The sequence below is a fragment of the Cupriavidus sp. 05N39 genome, assembly GCF_056397325.1.
This window is the reverse complement of record NZ_JBFTNE010000028.1, coordinates 21,460-40,910: the sequence shown is the minus strand read 5'-3', so window position 1 is coordinate 40,910 and position 19,451 is coordinate 21,460. Positions and strand designations below refer to the sequence as shown.

Genomic DNA, 19,451 nt, shown 5'->3' with positions numbered 1-19,451 from the left:
TCACACTTTCCATGCGGCTTTCGCCGCAGTCATCGGGATGAACTCGAGGCCAGCCTGGCATTGAGCTGCTATCAGCCCCCCCAGGCAAAGCGCGAGCGCTTCGCCGCTCGGCGTATCAATCAGCGACACATCGCCTCGCCCAGCGAGCGCAGGCGGCATCGCCGGGCCCAGCACCATCGTCGCAATGCCGTCCACGCCGCCGTTGTCACGCAGCACGCGGCGAGCACCCTTCTCCGTCGTGTAGAGACCGCGCCAGCGCACGCCCGGATCCGAGCCCGTCATCGCCTCGATCGCATCGCAGACGAAAAGGCAGCAGTCGCTCTCACCCCATGAAAAAGCCCGCTCGCGGCGGGCTTCGATGAACTCTGCAAGGCGCGTTGGCCAGTCCTCTAATCTCTGCACTATCTCCCCCACTGCAAAGTTTTCTCCACCATCTGAGGCGTGAACTCGAAGCCCCGGTCGCCCGGGTATCGACTCTGCTGGTCCTCGTTGTTGTAGCGACGCACCTTTGCTCGATCCCATGTGACCATGCGCGACTCCRCAGAGACGGTGATAGTGGCGGTGTCGCCCACTTCGATGCTTGGTACGTCCATACGCCCGGAGAACAGGCGGCTGGGCTGCACCGCCACCTGCAGGTCCTCACGCAGCGGTGCGAACCAGATCTGGCATGGCCTGCCCTGGTACTGCTCGGCCAGCATTATTGCCACGTACTCGGACGGCACGCCGGACAGCGTCAAGCGCACCCCTGTGGCCTCCAGGCTTGCCTGCTCCTGAATCGGCTCAATGTTCCCCAGCGCGCCGATGCCAAGCCACGTCGAGCCATTCCAATCGATGTTGTAGCCAGCGCTGCACACCCTCAGCGGCTGGGAGAAGTCGAGCTGCACGAAGAACAGATACGGAACGTGCCCGCCAGTGACCGCGGCGACTGTCCCGCCATCGAGCGCGCGCGTCATAGGGGCACCTCGATGAAGTCAACGGAAAATGCCTCATGCCGCCAAGCCGGCGTGCTGACGAACTCCCAGACGTCGCTGGCCAGCCGCATGAATGCCTTCGGCTTGTCCAGCGTGACGACGGCCAGGTTAGCCGGCGCCACACGGAATGGCGGCGCGACCGGAATCGACGCCAGCCCCGCGGCGTCGCTGGTCACATCAGCCGTCACCATCTTCAGCTCACCGCCGGCCTCGATGTACTCGCCCGCGCGCAGCACCAGCGTGCTCGCCGGCCAGTACTTCGTCGGGAGCACCTTGAAGTCGGTGATCGTGCCATTCACGACCGGGTTGCCAACCCCCTGATAGCTCTGATTGAGGAAGTCGAGCACCATCGTCGCATCCACCGGCACGGCCGCGATATCGGCGATGGGCGCGTCGTGCGGCCAAAGGTAGATCCGACCGGCCATGCCGTTCAGCGCAGACAGCAACGCCTTCAGGCGTCGCTGCTGCTGCAGGCTCATGGTAGTGAAGGTCAGGCGCGCCTTCCACAGCGCGCCCGGCCGCTCCACGGTCTGCGTGGCCCGGTTCAGCGGGGAGGTGAAGCTCTCCGTGTTGGACTGCAGGCCAAACATGGCGCTGGACGGCAGGATGTCCGTCGGGAAGGTCAATGTTGGCATGGTTACCCACGTTTCGGCGAGAACGTGCCGCCACGATTGATGCTGTCCAGGATCTGGGCCTTCGTCTGCTGCTGGCTCTGCTGGATGGCAGCGATCACGTCGGCTCGGTCCGTACGGCTGTCGATGTTGTAGGTGTTGTGGAACTCGATCACCGGCGCCACCGGCTGCTGCACACCCTGATTTGCAAGCACATGATTAGGAACGACATTTCCGGAAGATGTAGGTACGACGACCTCCGGGCCCTGCTCGCCGACTAGATACGGCAAGCCCGCCTGCACGTCGCCGCCGCCAGCCCGGGTCGCGAAGATGCCCGAGGCTCCCGAGGTGTCCACCGTCGGCGAATAGCCGGCTCCGCCAAGGTTGAACCCACCCCATGCGCCACCGGCAGCATCGGGCGCACCCGCGCCAACACCTGAAAACAGACTACCCACGAGACTCACCCCCATTTGCGCCAATCCGGACACCGCGGCGCGCGCCTGGATCCGGATCAGGTCCGAGATCACCGATTTGGCGAAGTCGCTGAAATTCAGCTTCCCGGTCATGGCGAAGCTCACCAGCGCGTCTTCCATCGACGAGAATGCCCGCGAGAACAAGCTCTCGACCTGGCCGGCGACGTTGGCCGCCGAATCCCGGTAGTTCTCCCACGCACGCGACGCGCCGATAGTCCAGTCAGCCTGCATATCCAGGCGCTGCTGGAAATACCCGCGCTCGCGATCGAGCTGCGCCTGCATGGCGGCGTCCAGCTCCGCCAACGAGTCCTTGTACTGCTGGGTGTCCAGCAAGCCGGACTTCGAAGCACGTTTAGTCAGGATCTCGCGCTGGCGCCGGAACTCGTCTTCCGTGCGGGCAAGGATCTGGTTCAGTTCCCTGGCGTTGTCGCCCATGCCCAGGCTGCCAAGCTCACGGCCAGCCTCCCTGTCACGAGAAGCCGTATAGGCGCCGACGTTGAGCATCACCTCCTGGCGAGCGTCGTCCAGCTTCTTGTAGACCTCGCTCAACGCCTTGGCGCGCTCCTTTTCGCTGTTGCCGAGCTTTTCCTCGATCTCCTGGATCTTGGCTGCGTAGCGCTCGCGTTCGGCGATCTGCTTGCGGCCAGCCGCCACGTCGGCCTGCATCTCGGCGATCACCTGCTCGTCGATCAGCCCGCGCTGCTTGGCGTCGAAGCTCTTTTCGATGTACTCGCGCTCGGACAACAGGCCTTGGTTGCGCTGGGTCTCCAAGTCCAGCAACTCGCCCTTCAGGATAGCTTCGCGCTGCTTGGCCATGCCCTCCAACTGGGCGATCTCCCCGCCCATGACGTTCTGCTGATAGGCGGCCGCCTTGCTGGCGCCAGCCGCACCGGCCTTGTTGAACTTGTCCCAAACTTCCTGCTTGCGCGCGGCGACCACCCCCAGCGCCTTGTTGTAAAGGTCGCTGCCCTTCTCGATGCCCGCGGTGGCGGCCTTGAAGCCGTCGTCGATCTCCTTCAGGTCCTTGTCGCGGTTCTCAGCCTTCGTGAGGTTCTTGCCATCGGTCAGGAACTTCCGTGCGCGCGCCTCGGCCTCGTCGCGCTTGCGCTGATCCATGCCCAGGCCCATCACGTCGGACAGGTTCGGCGTGTTGACGACCTTCTGCTGCGCCGCAACCGCTTCGGCCTCGGCCATCCGCTTTTGCAGCTGCTGCAGGTTGTAGGCTTTCTGCCCGCGCTGGAACACGTCCAGGCTCGGGTCTTTCAGTTCCGCGGACAACTGGTCCCGCTGCTGCTGCATGCCCTTCAAGGACTGGGGGTCATACCCGAACGCATTGACCGGATTGAGGAACCGGCCCGCCGCGCCGGCACCCGCACCGAGCTGCCCCCAAAAGCCAGCCCCTTCCGACTTGGCGCGCCGGATCGACCCCGCCACATCGTTCATGGCGTCCGTCAGGATGCTCAACTGCCCGGCGGCGGCCTGGCCAAGCCCGGAATCTGCAACCGTGCGTTTCAGGTCCGTCCAGGCGCTGTCGATGCGGCCGAGCGCGGCCTGTGTGCTGTTGGCGGCCTCCTCGACTGAGCCGGCCAGTTCCTTGCGCAGCTGGGCCGCGAACTTCGGCAGGAAGTCCGACGAGATCACCTCGCCTTGCTCGAGCATCTTGCTCAGTTCGGCCGTGGTCACGCCCATGGCCCGCGCGGCGGTCTGGAATGCGCCCGGCAGGCGCTCGCCAAGCTGGCCGCGCAGCTCTTCGGACTGCACCGTGCCCTTGCTGATCATCTGGCTGATGGCCAGCAGCGCCCCTTCGGACTCGGCTGCCGACAGGTGCATCACCGCGGACGCCTCGCTGATCGCCAGGAAGATGTCGCGCGCGCCCTTCCCTTCCAGCGTGGTCTCGCGCGCAGCTGCCGAGAGCTTCACGAATGAATTCGCCGCGACGGTGAGGTCCAGGCCGAGCCGGTTGGCCTCGTCGCGCAGGAATGACAGGTCGCGCGCGCCGGCGCTGGCGTCGCCACCGTTGGAGAACTTCAGGCCAACGGTGATCTTGTCCACCTGAGCCTGGAGCTCAGCCATGGACCGAATCGAATCGTAGACCCCCTCCGGGATCTCCATGAGGCCGTCCAACAGCCCACGCACCGACTGCGTGACGGCGTTCACCGCGGTTGCGCCAATCGCGAAGTCCTTGAACGAGTCGGTGAAGGACCGGGACTGCTTGCCCAGATCGTCCATCGACTGGCTCGCCTGGCGCGCCGACTGGTCGTAACGCTCCAACGAGGCTCGCGCACCGTCGGCGGCAGAGCCAGTACTGCCGATGCCTTCGGATGCCTTGCCGCCACTGGCGCCGACCTTGTCCATGGCATCGGCTGTGCGCCCCGCAGACTGCGTGGCGCGATTGAGCGCATCTTCCCCCCGCTTCAGCCCGGAGGTATCCATCGCAATGCCGAGCGAGGCAATATCCATCTCTTACACCTTGTTGCGTTTGCTTGCGGCGGCCAGCACCACCAAGTCGAGTCGGCGGATAGCGCTGATCTGCCAGCGCGCCGGCTCCTCGCCGATCATAGTGAAGAACGCCTGAATATCTGGGTACGTGATGGGGGACAGGCCCATTCCGGCCTGCCGAGTGGCGTTCAGCTCCATGAACCATTCCCAGAGCTGGTACCCGGCTGGCGGTAGCTCGGGACCATCCAGCCCGTCCGGCCGGCGCCCGGTCTGCCGCGCGACTGATTCGAGGTTCTGCCTGACGGTCGAGCCATCAGGCATGCGCTCATCCAGCGCCGCCTGATGCTCTGCATACTCGACAATCTCGGCCGTCAGACCTTCAAAAAATTTCCCGACTCAGCGGCAGCCGTGTAGACCTGCGCGCGAACCTCCGGGTTGACGGTGTAGAGCAGCCGCGCGTTGTCCGGAGAGAAGGTTTCGTCCAGGCCGCGCCAGCCGATCGTGCGCAGCACCGCGCCCTCGATGGCCATTGCCTCTTCGTCCTCGATCGAGTCGGGCAAGAGGTTCTCGCCCTTCTTCGCGGCAACATAGGCGCGCTCGCGGCGCTCGTTGAGCCGCTTACGGTTGACCGCCTTGACCGTGTCGGAATGCTCGCCCCGCACACTGATGAAGACGCCCAGGCCAACGCCGGACGAGTCCTTGACTTCGAATTCAAAGCCCGTCTCGCTGGCTTTCACCAGGTTGAGGGATGCGATCGAGCGCGTCGGCGCTGCCTTGTTCTGTTCCATATGCCTTGCTCCAAAAAGATGCGGGCCGACATCGTTGCCGGCCCGCGAAGATCCCTAGGGTGGGAGCGCTGTCCCGTGGGGGCTCGTCTTATGCGAGCGAGTCCTGCACAGAAATCGTGGTTTTCTCGTTTGCCGTGCCGGCGCCGCCGTTCACGTTCAGCAGCGCCTGGTAGCTGAAGGTCTGGATCAGCCCCTTCTCGCCGTCGTCCTTGCCAGCGCTGCCCAGCTTCACGCGCGCCRTGGTCAGGGCAAGGAAGTCCGCCGCCGCCGCACCGCTGGTGGTGAGCGCCGCGCCGATGCCGATTTCAGCCTCGTTCACGAAAGCATCGCGCAGCACAGCGTCCTGGAAGTACGCCGTGAACTGCCCGGTGACGACGACCCGACCGGGAAACAGGTCGGGCAGCGTGTTCTGGCCGACGACCGGATCACCAGTCAGGTTCGCGTTGATTGAGGCACTCATTCCGGTCACCAGGCCAACCGGCGCACCAGCCGCCAGCAGCACGCCGTTGACGGCGGCCACGATGYCGGACGTCGTTTCGACCGCGGGCGCGGTGAAGTAAGCGGACGTGCCCGACACCATGTCCAGGCCCTGAATCTGGGCGGCCAGCGTGGCCATGCCGGTGGCCGGCAGGTTGATGTCCATCTGCCCGAGCTTGCAGTCCGTGAAGCGCTCGGATTGCGCGATGTCAGAGAACCAATGCTCGAAGGTGATGTACTTATCGGTGTGGCCGGAGGTGGGCACGAAGGTCTTCTTGCCCGGAACCGACACCGTGGCGGTGGCAATCGGCCCTTCCGCGACCAGCGCCACACCATTCAGCGGGATCACCGTCAGCGCCAGCGCGGTCAGCGACAGCACCAACAGGTTCTTGTTCAGGTTGGCGGCATTGAAGCCGCCGGCGGTCAGCCGCACCACGTCGCCCGCCTTGATCCCATCGGTCAGGTACGAGCCTGCGGCGCGCGTGACGGTGAAAGTCTGGATCGTGCCCAGTACCGCGCCCAGGGCGACGGTGATACTGGCGCCCGCAATGGGCGATACCGCGGCAAAGTCTCGGCGCAGGATGGCCGCGAAGATGTCGGCATAGGTCCCGGGGGAGATTTCCCCGTTGATCGTGCCGGCGACGCGGCGCACACCGTGGCGATAGTCCGCGATCTGCTGGTCCGACCGAATCTCGTTGGACTGGTAGGTGTCCTTGTTCAGCGAGATGTCGGAAGTGACGCGCCGCAGGATCTGGCCGCCAGACGCGCCGGCCGCTACCCCCTGCCCGGTTTGCAGCTTGTAGCGCAGCTGCTTGAACAACCCTTTTGCGTTGGGCATTTTCTTGCTCCAAAAAGAAAAGCCCCGCGCAAGGCGAGGCGTTGATGTTGCTGGCCGGCGTCAGGCGTTGACGCTGGCGAAGAATGGGATGCTAATCGGCACGCGCCATCGGTCGCCGTCGGGGTAGCCGTCAGCTATGGCAGGCGTGCGCTGGATGATGACGTCGATGCCCGGGTCGACCTGGTAAGTCTGCGTCAGGAAGTCGAGCACCACGGATGGGCCCGCCGGAAAGGCATGAATCGTCGTGCCCCGCGCGAACCAGTCCCGAATGGCCTGGGCACGCGCATCGGCGGCGGCCGGGCCAGTGCCCTGGGGATACATCAGCGACACCTGGAAGACGCCGACCTCGCGGTAGTAGGTGCCGTAGGCGGGGTTCTCCGGCGGGGCGAACATCAGGTGCACCTGTTGGTAGGGCACACCCGCCGCTGGGGTGAAGCTCGCGTTCTGCCACGCGGTGGCCAGGCCCGACGCCATGGCGTTCAGCCGCGTCTCCAGGGCCCTTCTCACCAGTGCATTGCTCATTGCTTCAGGTCTCCCACTGCGCGGGTCAGGAACTGGTCGAACTCGGTCACCGTGAGGCGCACCATGCCGACCGGCGCCTGCTTGGAATGGCCGTATTCAAACGGCACGGCGTAGGGCAGGTGATTGACCAGGTAGATCGTCTCACCCAGCCGCAGGTACGACAGGTCCTGGGTGGCTGTGGCAATCGTTGTCGTTCCGGCACGGTCGACGACGCCCAGGGTGCGCGGCTGCAGGGTGTACTGCACCTGCCAATTGCCACGGAAGCGGCCGGTGTCGACGGGGCTCTTTAGGATGAGGCTGCGCATGAGATCAAGCGCGACCTTGCGCACGACCTGTTCCTGATTGCCCTTCGCGCGCTCGACGAAGGCGGCAAACTTGCGCCGGAAATCATCGTTCGTGGCCATTCAGTTCTTCCGCACTTTCTTGTCTCAGTTCCCGACCGACTTTTCCGCTCGCCGCGATATGAGCGGCTTCACCCACCGTCGATACCATGCCCGCGGATGGAACTGTGACTCAATAATTCCTCGGCACTGCGACTCCACTGTTTCCACTATCCGCGCCAATTTCCGGTTGATCTCATCGTCGTTACCCATCTCCCAGAAGATGCTCTCGGCTTCGTTGAGGCGCTCCCTTTGTCGCTCGCTGGCCGGGGATTTCTCGTTAGGATCATATTGCCCTGACATCATCACGTAATGGCGAGCAGTCAACAACACATTTATCACTAGGAGCCGCAATTCTTCAAAGGGCGCTCCGGCGTCGTTGCCAAACCTCGCCATGTAGCGATAGCGGGTAGCTTGAAGAGATGCGAACAGTTCCGAATAGTGCTCATGACGCTTCAATAACGGCGCGATTGTCTTGCGAGCCTGAAAGACGATGAGCGATTCGCCATCCTTTTGGACCACATGATCGAACTCGTGCTCGAAGGCTCCGGGACTTCTCATGGCCCGAACTGCATCTCGCGCCCGATAGAACAGCACAAGCGTTTCCTCTGCCAATTCGATATTCCGCTTCCCGCTGAAGTCACGCCGCCATGTCCCAATGCCAACTACCGCCATCACCGCCGCACTCAGCGCTGCGACGTTCTTTGCTGTATCCAGCACTGCTGCCCATTCCATATCAGCTCCCGTTAGCTCGTCGGCTACATAGTAATGGACCCTGAACTACCTACCTACGCAAGTGCAGTTCGTACAGCACCGGCGTCCCCGCCGGGTTCACGGCCTTGACGTTCTTGACCTGCCACGCGTCAGCGCCGTCGACCACCAAGTCACCGGCCATCGGCAGAGGCGCGCCCACCGGCGACAGGTAGCACTGCTTGTCGCCGGTCTCGATCATCGTCGCACCGGCGAAGGCCTGGCCGGCCGACTGCAGCGCGAAGTCGAACATCGTGCCGGTGCCGGGGAAATCGACGGTTGTCTCGGCTGCCGCGCCACTGCTGGGATCGTAGGCACCAGGCGTCACGCGGCGCAGGACCAGCGGCTTACCGTATTCGCGCAGCAGCTCGTCGGCGGTGGCCGCCATATCGTCGTAGAAGGCGCTCATCTCAGCCCCGCGTCAGCTTGATCATGCCGCTGCCACCGGAAACCAGCGCGCCCAGCAACGAATCCACGTAGGCGTAGCGCTTCTGGCCGCCGTTCTGCTTGGTCGGTGCGTACTTCTTGGTGATGGGACCGACGGTTGTCTCGGTCACGACGTCCGGCAGCACGTCCGGTGCGATATCGCCGGCCAGCGCCTTCAGCGCCAGCTCGCAGACGGCGTCCTTGACCTTCTGCGGGATGACAGTGGTCGGCACTGGGTAGCCGTCGACCTCGACGTTGTAACGCGGCCAGCCCAGCGCTTGGGTGGAAGTGGCGCGGATGCCCTTCCACCCGTACTCGGCATCGACATAGCCGGTGGCACGCACGAGCGGCCCCTCTTTTCCGGGCACATCTGCGGCAGCCCAGGCCGTGTTTCCGCGTTTCGCGTGATAGGCATCGGCCTCGGCCACCGAGACGTAGCTGTCGGCCGTCGGGCTGCCCGGGGTGGTATCGATAGCCATGGATTACCGTCTGGTTGATGCGTCGCGCGCTTAGTAGAGCGCAACGATGCCGGTTGYCGTCGTGCCCGAGAGCATCACCTTCTTGACCATGAGGGGATACGGAAGGCCGCCCTGCACCGCCTGGAACAAGACAGGCACGGTGTCATCGGCCAGCAGCACCATCAGGTCACCGCCGACGCCCACGTAAAGCGACTTCGTCGGCGGATCGAAAACAACGCTGTCGTTGGGGGTCACGGCGGCGGCCTTCACCGCCGGGCTGCTTGCGTCCTTGAACGTCATTTCGCGTCACCGACAAGCAGCGCCTGCAGCTCAGCCTTGTTGGCAGCGGCCGGGTACTTGATGCCGCGTGCATCCAGCTCGGCGCGCAGTTGGTCATTGGTCATGCTGGCGACGTCCGGCGTGCCGCCCTGCCCCGCAGTTACCTTGGCTTCTGCTTCTTTGCGCAAACGCTGGGCCTCGGCGGCTTCAGCAGCTTGCTGCGCCGCCAAATCGGCCGCGCGTTGGGCTTCCAGCTTCTTCAGGCGCTCCGCTTCCTCGGCAGCCTTTGCAATTTCGGCCTGGCGCTGTGCTTCGGCTTCACGCTCACGCGCGGCGTCACCTTCCGGGTCGTACAGCTTGTGCACCTTGGGATCGAAATCGGCCTCATTGATGACGACGAAGGCACCTTGATCCTCGGACCAGGGCTTCACATTGATGGTCTTCATGCTCTTCTCCGGTTGCTGGGCCAGGGCCGAAGCCCCGGCACCGCTTGATTAGCCCAGCAGCAGGCCGATGTGTTCCTTCTTGACCGCGGCGCAGCCCCAGGCCAGCGCAACTTCATACTGCATCTGGCGGTATTGGGCGTACATCGAGACCTCGAACGACAGCCCGGTCAGCGCGTCGGTGATGATCATGCGATCCACCGCCGAATCGCCCTGCGGCGGCAGTGCGGGCGCGCGGGTAGCCAGCGAAATGGCCGAACGCGCGAAGAACATGTTGCGATTGCTGATCGCGGCAACCGTAATCGCCGTGGCCGACCCAGGGATCGCCTGCTGCAAGCCGGGAGCCTGGAGCGTGATCGTGCCGCCGTTGGACACATCGGTGTCACCCGACGCCACCACGTACTTGTTGGCGTCACCCGCAAACGACACCACGTCGCCGGCCAGGATCGTGCCGGTGCCAGCGGCAGCCAGCGTGATCACCGTGGCGCCAACAGCATAGCCAGCGTTGTTGGTCGTCGAGCCCACGGCAGTGCCAGACGCCGGACGCTTCACGCCAGCGGACTGGCGCAAGGCCAGGTTCTGCAGGCGGTCAGTGATGCCGTTGCGCAGCATGTCCTCGCGGCCAGCCTCGTTGACCTTGAACAGGCCCGATTGCTTGCCGCGCAGGTTGAACATGGCTGCGGTGCCCAGCACCAACTGAAAGTCCAGGCCTTGTGCGCCGTTCTCTTCCAGGATGCGCAGCGCGCCGGCGGTGTCGGTCAGATCGTTCGCAGTACCGAACGGCGCGGTGCCGGCCGTGCCGTAAGCCCGCGACGCGAACACGTGCAGTGCCGCAAGATCGGCTTCCACCTCGTTCACCAGCGTGCGCATGCCTTGCTGGAACTGGTTCGACAGGATCACGTTGTAGCTGGCGCCGTTGTTGTCGATGCCGAGCTTCTCCTCGCCGTTCCAGCGAATCGGCGTGCGACGCGCCTTGGTGATCGTCATCGGAACGTTGCCGATGTTCTGGTCCCCATCGTTGGGCGGCGTCACGGCAGGCGTGATGTCGGTGGCCGTTGCGGCCGGCACAACCGGCGACATGACGGTCTGGCCTACAGCGGCCCGCGCGAATGTCATATCCGAGCTGACGGCGGGGATGAAGCCCACCAGCTCACGGGAGATGACATCCAGCGCATTGTAGAGCGTCGGGATCAGGCCGGTCAGCGTGTTCGCGCCAGCGACCATGCCGCGCGGAGTCGGTCGGGTCACCGCCTCGTTGAGCATGTCGTACAGGCGCGCCGCGACGGCAGCTACGGTGGCCATCGGGTACGCCGCGGCGACCGATGCCACCGTAGCGAGCGCCAGGAAGCGCAGTTTGGAGAAGGTGTTTCGCATGTTGGATGCCTCAAATGAAAAAGGCCGCAATCAGCGGCCAGAGGTTGCTTGGGATACTGCTAGTCCGTGATTACGGTGTTCGCGTCCCGAGCCGTTGCCGCCTGAGCAGCAGGATCGAGCTGCGAGAACTGAGCACGCGTGATCGTCTTCTTGCCACCGCCACCGCCATTGCCGCCCTGCGAACCACCTCCGGATGCACCGGACCCTTTCAGGATGTGAGTCTTGTGCGGATAGGTGTCGACCATGATCTCGATCGCTTCCTCGGCATCGGCCAGTTCGCCGTGCCGCGTGCGCGAATAGATCTTGCCGCCCTGCGCGTCGTAGGCCACGACCTTGCCTTCCTCGACCTTGAACCGGTTTGCGAAGAGCGCTTGCGCGATCTCCACGCCGGCCGGGCCCTCGGCGGCAAACTTCTCGGCGATGAACTTGGAACGCGAGAACGCACCACCGACGAGGTGGGTGTTCAACTGCGCCTCAAGATCGCCGGCCTTCTTCGCGATGGGGGCGTACTTTTCCTCGACCGACTTGATTGCCTCGGCCTTCACCTTTTCGACTTCGCCGGCATCCACCAGCTTCTTGTCGTCCAGGTTCTTCACCGTGTTCAGCGCCTTGAGGGCCGCTGCTGGGTCGGTGATGCCTTCGAAGGCCTTCAGGCTGCCTTCGGCCTTTTCCGCACGCTCCCGGTGATTCATTGCCTCGAAATTGAGGCGGGAGATGGTCGCTACCGTGCTGTCCCCGTCGAAGGGCGCTTCCTTGCCCTCGGCATTGACGAACACGGGGAGCTTCTGGCCGTTGACTTCCTGGATAATGATGTTGCCGTCGGCGTCGTACTTGAATGGCATGGTGGTTTCCTGGGCATCCGCCCTGATTGCTGAGCGGCATCCGCCGCGATGCGCCCGCTGGCATCCGCCGCGCAGGCAAAAAAAACCCGGTTCAAGAACCGGGGGTAGCTTTACGTTAAGAGATTTCGCCGAGCTATCTACACGCCCATCTGAAATCCGTGGTCCCACTTTTTCTCATTGATGCCAGTCTCTTTCACCAAGCTGTGCAAGAGCGCACTATCCCGAGCAATCAGCAAGGTGTTACAGCTTTCCGCTAAACGCAAGTTGATGTCCCGAATCCACGCATCCTCAGCCTCCGTGAAAGAAATCCTGTCGCCGCGCCCCTGCGCAAGCAAGCACGTCTGCGCTGATAGAGGCATGACAATTGACACTCCTGCTGTTTTGAATCCATAACCTCGCACACCATGGGCATCCCAACCCGCAGGAGGTAACACCACCAGAGGGTGATCGGAAGTTACGAACGACTTCTTCGGCCTCGCCCGGAGGAAATACCAGTCCATTGTGACCAGGTGCTCAGCAAACTCCCTAGCGAAAGGCACGATGTCGGCCAACGCCCTTCGTTTATCCGGTATCGGATACCCGGTGGAATGATCAAGGACTTTTTCTGGGTCTGCATGCTGCAGGTATCTCGCAAACTCCTCTCGATTGCCTTGGAAAGCTTTTTCCAGTATGGCGTCGCTGATCGCGGTATGCATCGCGTCCCGTTTTGCTTCGAAAGTGGGCGTTCTAGTCGATTGCAGGCCGATGAAGGCCGCAAGATTCATCGCCTCCTCGCCCTCAATACCTTCTGCGCGATCAATCTTCTCAATGGCTAACTTTGCCAAGGACTCCACTTCCGACAAGTAATGCTCGACGCGCAAATCAAGCTTTCCCCCTTCATCGGTGAACGCATAATAGTTCCGCCTGTGGGCCACCTCTTCTGGACGCTGATAACGAAAGTGACTGCGCTCCCTGTCGAAGAGGTGAAGGGTGTTCGTGCCAGATGCGCAGAATCGTGCAAGGTAAAAGCGCGGCACATAGTGGTGCCGTATCGGGTCGCCCATTGACTATCTCGCGAGATAAGGAATGTGCCGATTATCTCGCATATTTCGATCTCAGCTCGTCAAGGGTCAGCGGGTTCCCGCGCTGGTCCAGCAACTGCGGCAGCGTGATCTTGCCGTCGCGCCACAGGTCCGCCCTGCCCTTGCCCAGCGCCTGGTCCTGAAACGCCTTGCCCTTACTGGCTAGGAAGTCGCCGAAGGACAGATCCGCCGCCACCTGCCCGTCCATGCTGGCGCGCGTGGTCGGCGTGAACTCGTCCGCGTTGAGGCCAAGCTCCCGAAAGGTCTTCAGGATCGGTATCTCGGTGCTCCGGCACATCCAGTGGCGGGGCACGCCGCCGTTGTAGGGCAAATGCGTGCCGTTGATAGGCTTGCCCTTCAGGTCCCACGCGGCACCGGCATACGCGATGCACACATCCGACGTGCGGCCGTCCAGCGTGCTGACCTGCTGCTTGCCCTTCACGATGTCGGCGTTCTCCGACCAGGTGATGTCCCGCGCGCGAGCGCTGACGGTCTGCACCGCAGTGCGCACCAGCGCGTCGGCGTTGCGGCGGCTGGTCTCGATCACGCCAGTCAGGCCTTTGCGCGTCGAGCCACCAATGCGCTGCACGATCTGGTTGTTCGTCTCGCCGGCGGCCACGCCCAGGCGGATCTGGTTGGCAAAGCGAAAGGCGGTATCGCCCGCCTGCCGGTCCAGCCAGTCGCCCAGCGGCGCGCCCTGGAACAACCCGGTGTCCACCAGCGCCTTGAGCGTGGCGGACGGCGCCAGCGCGCGCATCAGATCGACACCGACCGTGCTATTCGTGCTCGACAGCACCCATTTGGACTCCTGCTGGCCCAAATCCTTCAGATCGCTGAATAGGTCACCCTGCATCGACTCGTAACGGTCAACCACCAGGCCGCGCACGTCAGAAAGAAGCTGGTTCAGGCGCGCTTTCTGGTAGTCGGTCAGCGGCTTGGTGCCAATTCTGGCCTCGACGTCGGCCAGCAGGCTTTCCATCACCGACAGGACCAGGTTCGACTGGTGACCGATCAGCCGATTCAGGTCCAACTGGCGCTCGACGGCAAGCGCGGCGAGCATTTCGGACAGGTTTGCCATGGGTTATGCCGATACCGGGGCCTTGCCGGGCTGGGGCGTGCCGATGCGCGTCGACTCGTCGCCCCACGTCAGGTCGGGCCGGATAATGCCGCGGCGCTGCATCTCTTCGAACAGCGTCTCGTCCGAAAGAGTGCCGGCCATGTTCATCTTCTGCAGCAGCTCGGCGGAGGCCTCGGCCAGCGTGGCCGCGCCGAAGTCCTTGTAAATGGTGACGTGGCCGCCTTCCTTCTCGCTCACCCAGTCGGCCATCAGCTGCAGCGCAGCGTCGATGGCGTCTTCCAGGTCGCTGGCAATGCGCTGGAGCGCGCATGCGCCCTGCTCGTTATCGGCGACGGTTTGGACCTCGGTCACGTTGCCGGGCTTGATCACCAGGAGCTCGGCACCGGCCTGGCGCATCTGGTCTTCCAGGTCCAGCAGCGACTTCCGGCCTGCCTCGATCGCCTGGCCAGAGTGCTCGACGAATTTCATGTCGGCATGCTGGTCCTGCGCCTTCACCGCCGAGTTGGCCCCAACTGTGATCTCGACCTCGTCGCCCAGCATTTTGGTGAACAGGATCGGCACCCGGGCGACGTGCAGGATGGTCTGCTGGTCGCTCTTCGACTGCCAGTGCTCGACGTTCATGTGCGCCAGGTCGAGCAGCGGCGGCGTGCCAAGCATGAACCCCGCGCGCTGGCCGTAGACCGGCACGAAGGGGATGACAGGCAGCGTGGTGGCGCCATCGTCGTGCAGAACCCACTCATCCTTGTCCTGCACCTTCCGGTAGAGCGCCCACGCCCCCGGCGTCAACACGCGAACCTGCTGGATTTCGCGCTCGCCGAAGTCGCCATCGTCCTCGGTCACGCACTCCAGAATGCGCAACTGCGTGAGGGTGGCCACGCCGTTGATGCGCTTGTAGCGCCAGCCCAGCAGGTCATCCAGCTTGATGTGGACGAAGTACGGGCGGACACCGGCGGCGTTCTCGTCCGCTTGCGTGCGCAGGCCGGAGGTCGGCGGGTAATCCACGAGAATCCCGCAGAAGCCCGCCGCCAGAGCGTCCTCGCAGAGACTGGCGGCAAAGCTGTGCAGGTTCCGGCCCTGCAGATCGATGTCCTCGGTCCAGCCATTCAGCCGTGTAGGCACGTCGTCGCCCAGCGTGAGCGGCTTCGAGAACGGCTTGCCTGCCAGCACCTCGACCGTGCGGCGGAAGGCCGGGAACAGCGTGGCAACCTCCAGGCGCGCCTTGTAACTCTTCTCCTCCTCGTTCGGCCACCGGGGCAGGTAGCGCTCCCCGGCCGCGCGCATGGCCGCGGTACCGCCGAGCAGCGAGCGAATGAGCGGCAGGGGCGCGCTCATTGCCGTCACAGCGGCGGAGGCTTTGCGTACGTCGTTTGCCATAGTTCAGAGGGTGGTTATGCGCGCAGCGACGTCACCTTCGCGGTGCGCTTCACGATCGGCCACAGCTTGACCAGCGGGTAGCCGCCGGCATCGTTGACGTGGTCATGGCCGGTCGACTTGTCCGGCTCGCCGTTCTTGTCGTAGGGCTGTTGCTCGAGCGCCTCGGTATAAACCGGGCACAAATGGGTGTTCACCAGCAGCCGGCGCTCGCCCTTGTCGTTCAGGACCAGACCGTTGACAGCGTTGATGCGGTCCTTCACGGCCGGGTTGCTTGGGTTGACCTGCAATTGGAACCCGGCGCCCTTCAGGATCGACAGGTCCGACTCGCTGGCGCTCTTGCTGCTGGTGTTCTTGCCACTGGCGTCCGGGTAGACCACGACCGGGTGCCCCTTGTCCTTGTAGCGTTCCTTCAGCAGCCGCGCCATCTCCGGCGTGTCGCGCACGTCGGTCAGCTCACCCACGGCGCGCGGCGTGCCATCGCGCACCACGTAGATCACCGCGGCCATCTTGAGCACGTTGAAGTCCATGCCCACGTGCAGGGGCTCGCCCTCCCGCATCGCGTCGTCGGTGTGGTTCTTCACCCGGTCGAAGGCTGCGTACACGCTGCCGGACGTCAGGTTGACGAACTTCCCACGCAGGTAGGCCGAGATCAGCTGCGCCGGGTAGCTGGCACGCAGCGAATCGATATAGTCCGGCGGCAGGTTAGCCGCGTTCTGGTAGGTGCTGGCTTGCACCAGGCCATAGAGGCTGGCCAGCTCGGGCTTCTCCCGCACCGCCTTCACGAATTGCTCGTAGACGAACTTAAAGCCCTCGGGCGTCGTTGTCACGTCGATGCCGTTCAGCAGGCCGGGCGCAACCTGGCGCATCCGCGCGATGATCTTGCGCCAGGCCGTCTGCGCCTCGGTCTTGCGCATCACGTCCAGCTCGTCGACCAGGCCCTTGCCGATCTTGAAGCCCACGATCTTGCCCGGGTCGTCCATCGACCTGCAGATGATCGTCGTGCGGTACCGGCGCCCGCTGTACAGGTGCACTTCCTTGTTGGAAGCGTTCACCCGGGCCACCAGCCCCCAGTCGTAGGCGACTTCCTCGATCGTAGGAAAGAAGATGTCCCGGATCTGGCCATATGTCGGGGCGAAGTAGCCAGCATTGATGCGCGGGAACTCCCAGGCATGCCGGCAGAGGCCAGCGCCGCCCACCCACGTCTTCCCGGAGCCGAAGCCCGCCACGAACGCCTTGAACTTGTGCGGCAGCGCGAGGAATTGCGCCTGGGGCACGTTGAGGGATGGCATCAGGCGTCGTCTTCTGGCTCGGGGCGGCTGGCATCAAGCACGTTGACCGTCACCGATACCGGCGGGGGCACGTCATCACCGTCCTTCGGATCGGTCTTGTCCCGCCACTTGGCCGGCTGGCGATTCTTCAGCCAGATGAACGCGGCCGCGGTGTCCGGCGGGTAGTACTTCCGGATCTTGGTCTTGCGGAGCTTGCCGCCGACCACCCGGATGTCGATGTCGTCGTGCTCGTAGCCGATGGCGCGCTGGTACAGCCGATCAGCCACGGTAGCGTCGGCCAGCAGCCGCCCGCTTTGTATGGCACCCCGAAACTCTTCGTTCGTGGCGATCCACCGGTCCAGAGTGGTCTCCCCCACCTGGAAGAACTTGGCCAATTCCTCGTTCGTGGTACCGAGCTTTGCCAGCCGGCCCGCCTGCTCGGCGAACTCCGGTTTGTATTTGGATGGCCGTGCCATACGTTTCGTCTCAGAGGGCAGCCGGCCGCCGCCCCACCGATGGAGGGCAGACGCTGCCCACTTGGCGCCACCACAATCCGGCGAGGAGGAAAACCATGCTCAGGTTGCTGTTGCTGATGTCGCTCGCCACAAGTGCGCACGCTCAAACCATCTATCAATGCCGGAGTTCGGCCGGGAAGGTCACGCTGCAGGATTCCCCCTGCCCGGACAATGCGAAAACAGAGCTATCGCGCAAGTCCATCGGGCAACTGAATGCCGAAGAACGTGCGCAGCCGTTTATCCCCGGGAACGAGCAATCGGCCAATCGGCTGGTTGCAAGCATCATCTGCCCTTCGCTCAAGCAGCAATACACGTCGAACATCGCGTGGTCCGAGCGCGCCATGCTGCGGAAAGATCCTGCGGAGATTCAACGAGCCGCCAACGCAGTCCAGCAGTCGGGGGCGCAAATGTCGAAGCACCGCTGCGAATAGGGATTGCGCAGCCCCGTCGCCAAAAGGAACCCGCGATCCCAGCGGGGAGGAGACTGGCCACATTTCGTGCTGCGCTGCACCTGTTTTCCGGCACCTGGTGCTGGCCGTGACCTCGACTGTCATCGAGATGCTGTTGAGTGAGACGCGGCGCCGTGCCGCCTTTGTCACATTAGGCAGGAGAAATACTCTGATGTTTCTCCTGCAGCACATTAAGCCTCAGGCCACAGCGGTTGTGGTTTCCCTTGCCGGTCTGTTCTACGACGCTTGGCATCAAAGCGCCCATCCGACAACCGCCATGGCCCGAAGGCACCGGTTACGGGTCCGGCGTCGAGCGCCAATCGACCGCTTCGTGCCCGGGTAGCACTCTGGGCATCCGGGGCCGCGATGGGGCTGGCTACCCCCGGCATATCGGGCAGGCTATTCTCTCGGCCTGCCAGCGGAGACGTGTCGCCGTCCCTTGCGCGCTGTACGGGGCTGCCCCGGGAAACCATCGAGCCAGGGCAACATGTCTCCGCCCAGACGCCCCACAGCAGATAAGCAGCGAGCGGTGCGAACATGGCTGGCTCCATCCAGTAAGCAAGAGACGTGAATGCGGGTCAGGTTTTTTGCTTCCTGCCATAATTCCCAAGGGACAAATTAGGACAGCCGATGACTTCTCAGGACAGCTTCACCCGCGACATGGCCGACTGGGCAACCCATTACATGAGGCCTCATACCGAGGCACGGCTCGCCGCACGCTCGGCCGCACCCGGTAGCGTGGTGCCACCCCCAGAATTGACCGAGGAAGAAACTCGGTTCATGCGCCTTTTCGAAGCCTTTACCGAGATATCCGCGTCTTACGAGGCAATTCTCGACACGCGCGTCTATGTAGGTCGCTTTCCCTTCGCCCGCACCAGGATCAGCCGCTCGCGCTACCTCGCGCAGCAGATTGCTGTGTACTTCAATGAGATTTACATCCTGAAGGAGCGCCTCATCGAGTTCGCAAAACTTATGAAGGAGTCCTTCCGACATGGTCCCTTCAAGGCTCGCGTCGACGCTGTCGTGACCCCCGTTTTTAAGCGAGTTTCCCACTCCCTTGCTGAGATTACTGCGACGAGAGGCAGCCACGTTCATGATAGGCGTTACACGGATTCTGACCTGCACATGCTCGATTTCTATGACCTGATGCATAGAACAGGGAGGCAAGAGTTCGAGTACGACTACAAAATCCACTATGCCCTGGCTCGCTCGAAATGGATCAAGGTTATCGACGACAATGAGAGCGCGCTGGAGATCCTACTCGAGGACTATTTCAAAGCTGCCCACCAGGCGCTCTTCGCCTCTGGGGCTCCACTGGATGTAACGCAGAACCCTGAGCGCCGGCCAAGCAACACACAGACGAAAGCTGCAACTGTCCCAAGCGATATTCAAGCCCCCACCACGGCGCCAACCGGCGTGTCTTGATCATGCATGGTGGCGCCGCGGCAGGGATTCGAACCCGCGGTCAAGGTGGTACCGGCTGCAGCGCCACCACCCAGATCTAGCTGCGTCAACCTTTGTCCTGGCTCGGTCACGCGGTGCCATTGAAAAAGCCCGCTGGGCGAACCATGCGGGCTTTGATGACTCTGATGGCGAGTCTGGGGGCAATCTACATCGTTTGTCTCAAAAATGCAA

The 19,451-nt window shown here is 63.4% G+C and carries 23 protein-coding genes; 2 read left to right on the top strand and 21 right to left on the bottom strand.

The features are described from left to right. From AC1DN0_RS15760 to AC1DN0_RS15660, 21 genes are all read right to left on the bottom strand, one after another. A complete protein-coding gene (locus tag AC1DN0_RS15760; protein WP_477110969.1) occupies positions 1-402 on the bottom strand; it encodes a DUF6950 family protein in 402 nt (133 codons plus the stop codon). After that, positions 402-953, bottom strand: coding sequence for a hypothetical protein (locus AC1DN0_RS15755; protein WP_477145836.1), 552 nt, complete (start codon positions 951-953; stop codon positions 402-404). Before AC1DN0_RS15755 ends, AC1DN0_RS15760 begins: the two co-directional genes overlap by 1 nt. Continuing rightward, the gene (locus AC1DN0_RS15750) at positions 950-1,606 is read right to left on the bottom strand and encodes a hypothetical protein (RefSeq protein ID WP_477110971.1); all 657 of its coding nucleotides are present in this window, start codon (positions 1,604-1,606) and stop codon (positions 950-952) included. Before AC1DN0_RS15750 ends, AC1DN0_RS15755 begins: the two co-directional genes overlap by 4 nt. A 2-nt stretch (positions 1,607-1,608) precedes the next feature. Further along, positions 1,609-4,515: a phage tail tape measure protein gene (locus AC1DN0_RS15745; protein ID WP_477110972.1), complete on the bottom strand. Its 2,907-nt coding sequence runs from the start codon at positions 4,513-4,515 to the stop codon at positions 1,609-1,611. 3 nt (positions 4,516-4,518) lie between these two features. After that, a complete protein-coding gene (locus tag AC1DN0_RS15740) occupies positions 4,519-4,815 on the bottom strand; it encodes a phage tail assembly chaperone (protein ID WP_477110973.1) in 297 nt (98 codons plus the stop codon). Positions 4,816-4,865: 50 nt separating this feature from the next. Then, positions 4,866-5,282 (bottom strand): hypothetical protein, encoded by a 417-nt coding sequence (locus AC1DN0_RS15735; protein WP_477110974.1) that lies wholly within the window; start codon positions 5,280-5,282, stop codon positions 4,866-4,868. An 88-nt stretch (positions 5,283-5,370) separates the two neighbouring features. Continuing rightward, positions 5,371-6,597: a phage tail tube protein gene (locus AC1DN0_RS15730; protein ID WP_477145835.1), complete on the bottom strand. Its 1,227-nt coding sequence runs from the start codon at positions 6,595-6,597 to the stop codon at positions 5,371-5,373. Between the two features lie 60 nt (positions 6,598-6,657). Further along, entirely contained in the window at positions 6,658-7,104 is a 447-nt protein-coding gene (locus AC1DN0_RS15725; RefSeq protein ID WP_477145834.1) for a phage tail terminator-like protein, read from the bottom strand. Between the two features lie 11 nt (positions 7,105-7,115). Then, the gene (locus AC1DN0_RS15720) at positions 7,116-7,523 is read right to left on the bottom strand and encodes an HK97 gp10 family phage protein (protein WP_477110977.1); all 408 of its coding nucleotides are present in this window, start codon (positions 7,521-7,523) and stop codon (positions 7,116-7,118) included. A gap of 24 nt (positions 7,524-7,547) precedes the next feature. After that, positions 7,548-8,234 (bottom strand): hypothetical protein, encoded by a 687-nt coding sequence (locus tag AC1DN0_RS15715; protein ID WP_477110978.1) that lies wholly within the window; start codon positions 8,232-8,234, stop codon positions 7,548-7,550. Positions 8,235-8,283: 49 nt separating this feature from the next. Next, a complete protein-coding gene (locus AC1DN0_RS15710) occupies positions 8,284-8,658 on the bottom strand; it encodes a hypothetical protein (protein WP_477110979.1) in 375 nt (124 codons plus the stop codon). A gap of 1 nt (position 8,659) precedes the next feature. Next, on the bottom strand, positions 8,660-9,154 hold the full coding sequence (locus tag AC1DN0_RS15705) for a DnaT-like ssDNA-binding protein (RefSeq protein WP_477110980.1): 495 nt from the start codon (positions 9,152-9,154) through the stop codon (positions 8,660-8,662). Positions 9,155-9,184: 30 nt separating this feature from the next. Continuing rightward, positions 9,185-9,433 (bottom strand): spike base protein, RCAP_Rcc01079 family, encoded by a 249-nt coding sequence (locus AC1DN0_RS15700; RefSeq protein WP_477145833.1) that lies wholly within the window; start codon positions 9,431-9,433, stop codon positions 9,185-9,187. Further along, positions 9,430-9,858: a hypothetical protein gene (locus AC1DN0_RS15695; RefSeq protein ID WP_477110982.1), complete on the bottom strand. Its 429-nt coding sequence runs from the start codon at positions 9,856-9,858 to the stop codon at positions 9,430-9,432. The genes AC1DN0_RS15700 and AC1DN0_RS15695 overlap by 4 nt, the downstream gene beginning before the upstream one ends. A 48-nt stretch (positions 9,859-9,906) precedes the next feature. Next, the gene (locus AC1DN0_RS15690; protein WP_477110983.1) at positions 9,907-11,229 is read right to left on the bottom strand and encodes a major capsid protein; all 1,323 of its coding nucleotides are present in this window, start codon (positions 11,227-11,229) and stop codon (positions 9,907-9,909) included. Positions 11,230-11,288: 59 nt separating this feature from the next. Beyond that, complete coding sequence (locus AC1DN0_RS15685) at positions 11,289-12,071, bottom strand: DUF6651 domain-containing protein (RefSeq protein ID WP_477110984.1); 783 nt, start codon at positions 12,069-12,071, stop codon at positions 11,289-11,291. 137 nt (positions 12,072-12,208) lie between these two features. Continuing rightward, positions 12,209-13,114, bottom strand: a complete 906-nt coding sequence (locus AC1DN0_RS15680) for a DUF4238 domain-containing protein (RefSeq protein ID WP_477110985.1) — start codon at positions 13,112-13,114, stop codon at positions 12,209-12,211. Between the two features lie 31 nt (positions 13,115-13,145). Further along, entirely contained in the window at positions 13,146-14,210 is a 1,065-nt protein-coding gene (locus tag AC1DN0_RS15675; protein ID WP_477110986.1) for a hypothetical protein, read from the bottom strand. A gap of 3 nt (positions 14,211-14,213) precedes the next feature. Next, complete coding sequence (locus AC1DN0_RS15670) at positions 14,214-15,542, bottom strand: DUF4055 domain-containing protein (RefSeq protein ID WP_477110987.1); 1,329 nt, start codon at positions 15,540-15,542, stop codon at positions 14,214-14,216. 56 nt (positions 15,543-15,598) lie between these two features. Continuing rightward, entirely contained in the window at positions 15,599-16,873 is a 1,275-nt protein-coding gene (locus AC1DN0_RS15665) for a terminase large subunit domain-containing protein (protein ID WP_477110988.1), read from the bottom strand. Then, entirely contained in the window at positions 16,873-17,328 is a 456-nt protein-coding gene (locus tag AC1DN0_RS15660; RefSeq protein WP_477110989.1) for a terminase, read from the bottom strand. Before AC1DN0_RS15660 ends, AC1DN0_RS15665 begins: the two co-directional genes overlap by 1 nt. Positions 17,329-17,423: 95 nt before the next feature. Here AC1DN0_RS15660 and AC1DN0_RS15655 point away from each other — a divergent pair, with 95 nt between their 5' ends. Together AC1DN0_RS15655 and AC1DN0_RS15650 are read left to right on the top strand one after the other, a co-directional pair. Continuing rightward, a complete protein-coding gene (locus AC1DN0_RS15655; RefSeq protein ID WP_477110990.1) occupies positions 17,424-17,798 on the top strand; it encodes a DUF4124 domain-containing protein in 375 nt (124 codons plus the stop codon). A gap of 648 nt (positions 17,799-18,446) precedes the next feature. Further along, entirely contained in the window at positions 18,447-19,241 is a 795-nt protein-coding gene (locus tag AC1DN0_RS15650; RefSeq protein ID WP_477110991.1) for a hypothetical protein, read from the top strand. Positions 19,242-19,451 lie beyond the last annotated feature (210 nt).

Excerpts from the sequence above, each read along its gene's own strand:
- AC1DN0_RS15750 (WP_477110971.1), bottom strand. The coding sequence starts at position 1,606 with ATGCCAACATTGACCTTCCCGACGGACATCCTGCCGTCCAGCGCCATG.
- AC1DN0_RS15745 (WP_477110972.1), bottom strand. The coding sequence starts at position 4,515 with ATGGATATTGCCTCGCTCGGCATTGCGATGGATACCTCCGGGCTGAAG.
- AC1DN0_RS15740 (WP_477110973.1), bottom strand. The coding sequence starts at position 4,815 with ATGCCTGATGGCTCGACCGTCAGGCAGAACCTCGAATCAGTCGCGCGG.
- AC1DN0_RS15735 (WP_477110974.1), bottom strand. The coding sequence starts at position 5,282 with ATGGAACAGAACAAGGCAGCGCCGACGCGCTCGATCGCATCCCTCAAC.
- AC1DN0_RS15720 (WP_477110977.1), bottom strand. The coding sequence starts at position 7,523 with ATGGCCACGAACGATGATTTCCGGCGCAAGTTTGCCGCCTTCGTCGAG.
- AC1DN0_RS15715 (WP_477110978.1), bottom strand. The coding sequence starts at position 8,234 with ATGGAATGGGCAGCAGTGCTGGATACAGCAAAGAACGTCGCAGCGCTG.
- AC1DN0_RS15710 (WP_477110979.1), bottom strand. The coding sequence starts at position 8,658 with ATGAGCGCCTTCTACGACGATATGGCGGCCACCGCCGACGAGCTGCTG.
- AC1DN0_RS15705 (WP_477110980.1), bottom strand. The coding sequence starts at position 9,154 with ATGGCTATCGATACCACCCCGGGCAGCCCGACGGCCGACAGCTACGTC.
- AC1DN0_RS15695 (WP_477110982.1), bottom strand. The coding sequence starts at position 9,858 with ATGAAGACCATCAATGTGAAGCCCTGGTCCGAGGATCAAGGTGCCTTC.
- AC1DN0_RS15690 (WP_477110983.1), bottom strand. The coding sequence starts at position 11,229 with ATGCGAAACACCTTCTCCAAACTGCGCTTCCTGGCGCTCGCTACGGTG.
- AC1DN0_RS15685 (WP_477110984.1), bottom strand. The coding sequence starts at position 12,071 with ATGCCATTCAAGTACGACGCCGACGGCAACATCATTATCCAGGAAGTC.
- AC1DN0_RS15680 (WP_477110985.1), bottom strand. The coding sequence starts at position 13,114 with ATGGGCGACCCGATACGGCACCACTATGTGCCGCGCTTTTACCTTGCA.
- AC1DN0_RS15675 (WP_477110986.1), bottom strand. The coding sequence starts at position 14,210 with ATGGCAAACCTGTCCGAAATGCTCGCCGCGCTTGCCGTCGAGCGCCAG.
- AC1DN0_RS15670 (WP_477110987.1), bottom strand. The coding sequence starts at position 15,542 with ATGAGCGCGCCCCTGCCGCTCATTCGCTCGCTGCTCGGCGGTACCGCG.
- AC1DN0_RS15665 (WP_477110988.1), bottom strand. The coding sequence starts at position 16,873 with ATGCCATCCCTCAACGTGCCCCAGGCGCAATTCCTCGCGCTGCCGCAC.
- AC1DN0_RS15660 (WP_477110989.1), bottom strand. The coding sequence starts at position 17,328 with ATGGCACGGCCATCCAAATACAAACCGGAGTTCGCCGAGCAGGCGGGC.
- AC1DN0_RS15655 (WP_477110990.1), top strand. The coding sequence starts at position 17,424 with ATGCTCAGGTTGCTGTTGCTGATGTCGCTCGCCACAAGTGCGCACGCT.
- AC1DN0_RS15650 (WP_477110991.1), top strand. The coding sequence starts at position 18,447 with ATGACTTCTCAGGACAGCTTCACCCGCGACATGGCCGACTGGGCAACC.